We start from the raw sequence: 7,055 nt of genomic DNA on the forward strand, positions 1-7,055 counted from the left end.
TGCGCGCCCTGTCAAGCGCCTCGCCCGGTGTCCGCCCCGGGTGGCATGATGCGGGGATGCGGCTCTCCGAGCTCGTCACCACCACCGATCATGTCGCGGCCACGTCGTCGCGGCTCGCCAAGATCGACGCCATCGCACGGCTGCTCGACGGAGCGGACGAAGGCGACGTCGCCGCGCTCGTGGGCCTGCTGCTCGCGGCTCCCCGACAGGGGCGCCTCGGCATCGGCTGGCGCGGACTGGCCGCGCTCGACATCGCCCATGCCGAGGAACCATCCCTCACGATCGCCGACGTCGACCACGCCTTCGACGAGCTGGCCACCACCTCGGGAGCGGGGTCGGCCGGCGTGCGCAGCGACCTGCTCCGCGGACTCGCATCGCGCGCGACGGCCGCCGAGTGGGACTTCCTCGCCAGGGCCATGCTCGGCGAGCTCCGCACCGGGGCGCTGAGCGGCGTCCTGCTGGATGCGGTCGCGCGCGCGGCCGACGCCCCGATCGCGACCGTGCGACGCGCCGCCATGCTCTCCGGAGACCTCGGTGAGACCGCACGCATCGCTCTCACCGGTGGCGACGGCGACCTCGACGCGATCGGCCTGCGGGTGGGACGCCCGGTGCTGCCGATGCTGGCTGCGACCGCCGCGACCCCGACCGCGGCGCTCGAGATCACGGGCACCGCCTCCGTGGAGTACAAGCTCGACGGCGCCCGCATCCAGGTGCACCGCCACGGCGACGAGGTCGGCATCTTCACGCGGAGTCTCGCGGACGTCACCCACCGCCTCCCCGAGATCGTCGACATCGTGCGCACGCTGCCCGCAGACGACCTGATCCTCGACGGGGAGACCCTTGCGCTCGACGAGGAGGGCGGCCCCCGCCCGTTCCAGGAGACCATGTCGCGGTTCGGTGCGGACGTGGCGCGGGAACTCGCCCTCCGGCCCTGGTTCTTCGACGTGCTGCACGTCGACGGACGAGACCTCATCGACGAGCCGCTGTCCGTCCGCCAGGAGGTGCTCGACCGCATCGCCGGCGAGTGGCGGATGCCGGGGGTCGTCACCGACAGCGCCGACGAGGCGGAGCGTCTGTCCCGGGAGGCGCTCGCGGCAGGACACGAGGGCGTGCTCGTGAAGTCGATCGACGCGCCCTACGCGGCGGGGCGCCGCGGCAAGTCCTGGGTGAAGGTCAAGCCCGTGCTGACATTCGACCTGGTGGTCCTCGGCGCCGAGTGGGGGTCAGGACGACGCCGGGGCTGGCTCTCGAACCTGCACCTGGGGGCGCGCGACCCCGAAGGCGAGTTCGGAGACCCCGGGAGCTTCGTCATGGTGGGCAAGACGTTCAAGGGCCTGACCGATGAGCTGCTGCGCTGGCAGACCGCCGAGTTCCCCGCCCACGAGACGCACCGTACGGCATCCACCGTCTTCCTCCGCCCCGAGCTCGTGGTGGAGATCGCGATCGACGGCGTGCAGCGGTCACCGCGGTACCCCGGCGGCATCGCCCTGCGGTTCGCGCGCGTGAAGGGCTATCGCTCCGACAAGTCGCCGGCGGAGGCGGACACGATCCAGACCCTGCGCGCGCTGCTGCGCGGCTGACCCGGCCTCGTGGACTCAGGCCGAGGGCGTGAGTCCCTGATCCTCTTCGCGCACCGTGCCCTGGAACGACCACGGGAAGTTGATCCAGAGGTCGGTGTCCTTCCAGGCGAAGTCGGGCTGGATGATGGTGGAGGGCTTGGTGTAGATCGTGACCGACCGCACGTCGGCCCCCTTGTCCTTCAGCAGCTGCACGGCGAGGGCGAGCGTGCGGCCGGAATCGGCGACGTCGTCGACGAGCAGCACGCGGCGTCCGTCGAGATAGGCCATGTCGAGCTCGGGAGGAAGCACCTCGGGTGCATCGAGCACCGTGCCGATCCCGGTGTAGAACTCGACGTTGATCGCGCCGCAGTTCTTGACACCCAGGCCGTACGCGATCGCGCCGGCGGGAAGCAGCCCGCCCCGGGCGATGGCGACGACCACCTCCGGCTCGAAGCCGCTGGCGAGGATGCTCCGCGCCAGATCGCGCGTCGCCGCTCCGAAGCCGTCCCACGTGAGCGTCTCCCGCTCGGTCATCGCATCCGTCATCCGTCCATTCTCGCGTATCCGCCCGCCTCGAGCCGCCGCTAGACTGAGCGGGTCCGGCCCAGCCGGTGCCTGAAAAAGAGGCACGAAGCACTTCGCGATGACGCGGAGGCGAGACACATACGGATCCCGCAGTTCCTCCGTCCCTGTCTCGAAAGGCTTTCGCATGCCCACCGTCTCCGCGCACGTGGCCCTCACCCTCGCCCAGCACATCGATGCCGTGTTCGGCGTGATGGGCAACGGCAACGCCTACTTCCTCGACGCGCTCGAGAAGCAGACGGATGCCGTGTTCACCGCCGTCCGACACGAGCAGGGAGCGGTCGTCGCCGCCGACGCCCACTTCCGCGCCTCGGGGCGCATCGCCGCGGGCACCTCCACCTACGGCGCGGGGTTCACCAACACCATCACCGCCCTCGCGGAAGCCGTGCAGGCGCATGTCCCTCTGGTTCTCGTCGTCGGCGACGAGCCCACGTCCGGACCGCGCCCGTGGGATGTCGACCAGATCGCCCTCGCCTCCGCCGTCGGCGCCCGCACCTATACGGTCGGGCGCGCTGACGCTGCGGCGACGACGGTCATCGCGATCGAGCACGCCCTCACCTACCGGGTTCCGGTCGTGCTCGCGATCCCCTACGACGTCGCGGCGCTCGAAGCCGGCGACGTGCCCGAGGCCCCGTCGCCGCGTCTTCCCGCACCGCTCGCGCCGCGGGGGGAGTTCGCGGAGGGGATGCTCGACGAGATCGCCGAGGCCCTTCGCGGGGCGCAGCGTCCGTTCCTGCTCGCCGGACGCGGCGCCTGGCTGTCGGGTGCGAGCGCCGCGCTGGGCGAGCTGGCCGCGGCGACCGGCGCCCTGACGGCCTCCTCCGCCCTGGGCCGGGGAGTCTTCCCCGAGTCGCAGTACGACCTCGGGGTCACCGGCGGGTTCGGGGCCGACGGCGCCATGGAGCTCATCCGCAGCGCTGATGTCGCGGTGGTCTTCGGCGCATCGCTCAACCAGTTCACGATGCGCTTCGGCGAGCTGTTCGCCCCGGGCACCAGAGTGTTCCAGATCGACACCGCCCCCGCGGCGACCCATGCCCACGTGGGCGGCTTCGTCCGCGCCGACGCCCGCCTGGCCGCCGAAGCCCTCGTCGCCCGCCTCTCCCCCGCGCCCACCTCCTCCCCCTCTTCCCCCTCTTCCCCGCACGACTTCGGAGATTCGCCCCGACACGCCGAGGCCGGCCGCGGATCCGCCGGCGTGTCGAGCCCGGACTCCGAAGTTGTGCAAGCGACGGGGCGGCAGGCGCGGGCGGGCGCATGGCGCGAGTCGGTGGACGTGGCGGCGGCTCGGGCGTACGCGCCGGGAGATGAGCTCGCCGCGGATGGCCGCCTGGACCCGCGCTCGGCGGCGCGGCGCATCGCCGAGCTCCTCCCGGAGGACCGCGTCGTGGTGTCCGACGGCGGCCACTTCATCGGCTGGGCGAACATGTACTGGCCCGTCGCCGCTCCCGACCGGATGATGATGGTCGGCACCGCGTTCCAGTCCATCGGCCAGGGATGGCCGAGCGTGGTCGGCGCGGCTCTCGCACGGCGGGACTCCACCATCGTGCTGACCTCCGGCGACGGCGGCGGTCTCATGGCGATCGCCGACCTGGAGTCGGCCGTGCGCGCAGCGGCCGGGCGCGGCATGGCGGTCGTCTGGAACGACGCGGCCTACGGCGCCGAGGTCAACCTCTACGGGCTCAAGGGTCTCGCCGAGGGACCGATGCGCATCCCCGAGGTGGACTTCGCCGCGTTCGGAGCGGCCGTCGGCGCGGAGGGCGTGGTCGTGCGGACCCTCGCGGATCTCGACCGCCTGGCGACCTGGGCCGCGGAGGATGCCACCACCCGCCGGTTCCTGCTTCTCGACCTGCGCATCTCGGGCGACGTCATCGCGCCGTACCAGCAGGAGATCATCCGCGTGAACTCCTGAGAGGCGCGGCCGGTAGGCTCCGGGCATGACGACGACCCCCGAGATCCTGCGCTACAGCGCCTTCGCCGCGACCCCGGAGGGCGGGAACCCGGCGGGGGTGGTGCTCGACGCGGACGGGCTCGACGAGACGCGGATGCAGCGGATCGCCGCCGAAGTCGGATACGCGGAGACGGCGTTCGCGACGCCCGTGCCCGGTGCTCCCGGACACCACCGGGTCCGATACTGGTCGCCGGCAGCCGAGGTGCCGTTCTGCGGTCATGCGACGGTGGCGACGGCTGTGGCGCTCGCTGAGCGGGACGGTGCCGGCACGGTGGTGTTCGAGACCGCGGCCGGATCGATCTCGATGGAGTCCTTCGCGGATGCCGACGGGCGCGTGACCGTGTCGTTCACGAGCGTGGAACCACAGGTGCGAGACCTCGACGTCCGCGTGCGCGACCGGCTCCTCGACCTGCTCGGACTCGTCCCCTCCGACCTCGATCCGCGTTTCCCGGCGCGCGAGTCGTTCGCGGGCAACTGGCATCCGATCCTGGTCATCGCCGATCGCGAGGTCTTCCACCAGTTCCGGTTCTCGCCGCCAGAGGTCGCCGCGCTCATGCGGGAACAGGGCTGGCTCGGCACCGTCACCGTGCTCTACGGGGAGGACCCGGCCGACCTCGAGGCGAGGAATCTGTTCCCGGTGGGACGCATCACCGAGGACCCGGCCACGGGTTCGGCCGCCGCCTCGACAGGCGCGTATCTCCGGGCGCAGGGCTTCCCCGGCACCTCCGTCCGCATCCGCCAGGGCCGGCACGTCGGGCGTCCCAGTGAGCTGCTCGTGGCGATCCCCGAGACCGGAGGCATCGTGGTCTCCGGCGGGGCGACCCCGATCAGCTGACGGAACCCGGCTGGTGCGGGGCACGCGGCGCCGGACGACACGATCCGCCCGGCACCGCCCGACTCGTCATCCGAGACGACGCCTCCGCCGCAGAACGACGAGCCCGAGTCCGGTTCCGAGCAGGAGAACGGCCCCCAGGAGGAAGGGGAGGCTGTCCGCTCCGGTCGCGGCGAGCGAACTCGCGGCTCCCGTGTCGGATCCGCTCCCCGGTACGGGAGCAGCGGCCCCACCGGCGCCCGGCGCGCTTCCACCCGCGCCGTCCCCGGGTCCGCCTGCGCCCGGGTCGCCACCGCCGGCAGCCGCGGTGACCGTGAGCGGCGTCGAGGTCTCGACGCCGTCCGGATCGACCACGACCAGGCTGTGCGCTCCGGGCACGGTGTCCGCGGGCACGGTCATCGTCGCGCGGAAGCTGCCCGTCCCATCGGCGGTGACCGTGCCGAGCAGCACGGGCGTGGAGCGGAGTTCGACGCGCAGCTCGGAGCCGGGCGCGAATCCCGTCCCCAGGACGACCACAGCACCACCCGCGACGGCGGAGGTCCCACCGAGCTCGAGGCGCGGCGTCTCCGGCTCCGGCTCCGGTTCCGTGCATCCGCCGTCGCAGATCGTGAAGTTCGCCAGGACCGCCTTGTGGTCGGACGGCCATACGGCGTCCGGCGTGAGGATCTCGTCCGCGCTGTCGTCGTCGACTCGCTGATCGCGCACGATCGTCGACTGCGGGCCCACCACGGATGCCCCGTCGATCGACAGTCGCGCGTCGGGGGTCGCGAAGATGTAGTCGATGCGGTCGCGCTCATCGGCCTCGGGTGCCCAGGTCAAGGACGACGTCGGGAACAGCGGGTTGTCGGACGGCCACGTGAAGCCGGGGTTCGCCACCGGATCGGGGTGCACCGTGCGGAAGGCGTCGACCAGCCCGCCGTCGAGGAGCGTCTGCGTCGTCTGCCAGGGGATCACGACCCCGTTGTGGTCGAACAGGCCGGCGGTCGCCGCGATCCAGTCCTGCGACGGCGGTTCGTTGAAGTCGCCACCGACGACGGCGAGCCGTCCGGCGGCGCGCTCAGTGGTGATGTCGGCGACGAGCTCGGCCGCGGCGGCGGGACGGCCGGACTGCTCGTTCGCCTGGAGGATGGCCTCGACGTCCGTCACCGGCGCATCGAGCTTGTCCCAGGTGTTCCACCCGGCCGGCCAGTCGCCGTGGATCTCGCCTCCGTAGCCGCGCGGGAGGTATGTCGTGTACCAGCGGTACTCCAGGTGTCCGCCGTACACGACGACCTCGGAGCCGTTGACGTCGATGACCGCCTTCGACCACCACCGGCCGATGGTGTCGGTCGAGATGATCGGATAGCGGGAGACGACACCCGTGTCCGTCGCGATGAGGTGCTGGTATCCGAGGAGCGCCGCGACCTGCGCGGGTGCCTGGCCGACCTCGGGGAGGAACGTCACGTCGGCGTCGGTCTGGGTGATGATGTCGGCGATCTGCCGCGCTCCATCGGCGACCTGCGTACCGCCGTGCCACACGTTGAACGAGAGCACGTTGAGGCTGCTCCTGCCATCGACCTCAGGCTTCGGCTGCGCAGGCGGGACCGGCGGTTCGGCATCCGCGTCCGTGACAGTCAGATCGACGGGACCCGCGAGGACCGTGTAGCCGTCGTCCTCGAGCAGGTAGACGTCGTACTCCCCCGCGCCCATGTCGGCGGTGTTGCGCGTCCACCCGTCGCGTGCGGACGGCCCCCACGTGAGCTGGCCGCTCTGCTCCGGGACGTAGCGCCAGTCGAGCGAGGCCGGTCCACCCGGCGTCGCGCCATCGCGGTAGATGCCGACCCAGTTGCGATCGTGGACAGCCGTCCCGGCGTCGAAAGTGATCGTGACGGTCTCGTCGGCGGTGATGGACGGGGTGTCGACGGTGAGCGCCGCGTCGGCGGCGTGGGCCGCGGGAGCGACGAGGAGGCCGGCGACAGCGACACCGATGCCGAGGGCGGCGAGCAGCCCTCGTCGCGACCGGTGGAGCGGGGAGTTCATCGGGGGTGGTCCTTTCGAATGCGTGGTCGGTCGCGACCTTAGTCGCCCCGGGTGTCCGGTCCGTGGCGACGAGGTGAACGAGGCGGCGGCAACGCCCCGAGGAATCGCGGTTTGG

General features: G+C 72.0%; 5 protein-coding genes. 3 read left to right on the plus strand and 2 right to left on the minus strand.

Features of this window, described 5'->3' with window-relative positions; translation table 11 throughout:
• Nucleotides 1-56 precede the first annotated feature (56 nt).
• Nucleotides 57-1,580 (plus strand): ATP-dependent DNA ligase, encoded by a 1,524-nt coding sequence (locus F6A08_RS17495; RefSeq protein WP_151460169.1) that lies wholly within the window; start codon nucleotides 57-59, stop codon nucleotides 1,578-1,580.
• A gap of 15 nt (nucleotides 1,581-1,595) precedes the next feature.
• Here the strand turns inward: F6A08_RS17495 and F6A08_RS17500 are convergent, their stop codons facing one another.
• Entirely contained in the window at nucleotides 1,596-2,105 is a 510-nt protein-coding gene (locus F6A08_RS17500; RefSeq protein WP_151460170.1) for a phosphoribosyltransferase, read from the minus strand.
• A gap of 163 nt (nucleotides 2,106-2,268) precedes the next feature.
• Between F6A08_RS17500 and F6A08_RS17505 the strand changes: the two genes are divergently transcribed.
• Entirely contained in the window at nucleotides 2,269-4,050 is a 1,782-nt protein-coding gene (locus F6A08_RS17505) for a thiamine pyrophosphate-binding protein (RefSeq protein WP_151460171.1), read from the plus strand.
• A 25-nt stretch (nucleotides 4,051-4,075) separates the two neighbouring features.
• Nucleotides 4,076-4,924 carry a PhzF family phenazine biosynthesis protein gene (locus F6A08_RS17510; protein WP_017204048.1) on the plus strand — a complete coding sequence of 283 codons (849 nt, stop codon included), beginning with the start codon at nucleotides 4,076-4,078 and terminating at the stop codon, nucleotides 4,922-4,924.
• Nucleotides 4,925-4,990: 66 nt separating this feature from the next.
• Here the strand turns inward: F6A08_RS17510 and F6A08_RS17515 are convergent, their stop codons facing one another.
• Complete coding sequence (locus F6A08_RS17515; protein WP_151460172.1) at nucleotides 4,991-6,940, minus strand: endonuclease/exonuclease/phosphatase family protein; 1,950 nt, start codon at nucleotides 6,938-6,940, stop codon at nucleotides 4,991-4,993.
• Between the last annotated feature and the right edge of the window lie 115 nt (nucleotides 6,941-7,055).

Source organism: Microbacterium algeriense (assembly GCF_008868005.1).
Classification (GTDB): domain Bacteria; phylum Actinomycetota; class Actinomycetes; order Actinomycetales; family Microbacteriaceae; genus Microbacterium; species Microbacterium algeriense.

Bases quoted from the DNA above. Each gene is read 5' to 3' on its own strand.
- F6A08_RS17510 (WP_017204048.1), top strand. From the start codon at position 4,076: ATGACGACGACCCCCGAGATCCTGCGCTACAGCGCCTTCGCCGCGACC.
- F6A08_RS17515 (WP_151460172.1), bottom strand. From the start codon at position 6,940: ATGAACTCCCCGCTCCACCGGTCGCGACGAGGGCTGCTCGCCGCCCTC.
- F6A08_RS17495 (WP_151460169.1), top strand. From the start codon at position 57: ATGCGGCTCTCCGAGCTCGTCACCACCACCGATCATGTCGCGGCCACG.
- F6A08_RS17500 (WP_151460170.1), bottom strand. From the start codon at position 2,105: ATGACGGATGCGATGACCGAGCGGGAGACGCTCACGTGGGACGGCTTC.
- F6A08_RS17505 (WP_151460171.1), top strand. From the start codon at position 2,269: ATGCCCACCGTCTCCGCGCACGTGGCCCTCACCCTCGCCCAGCACATC.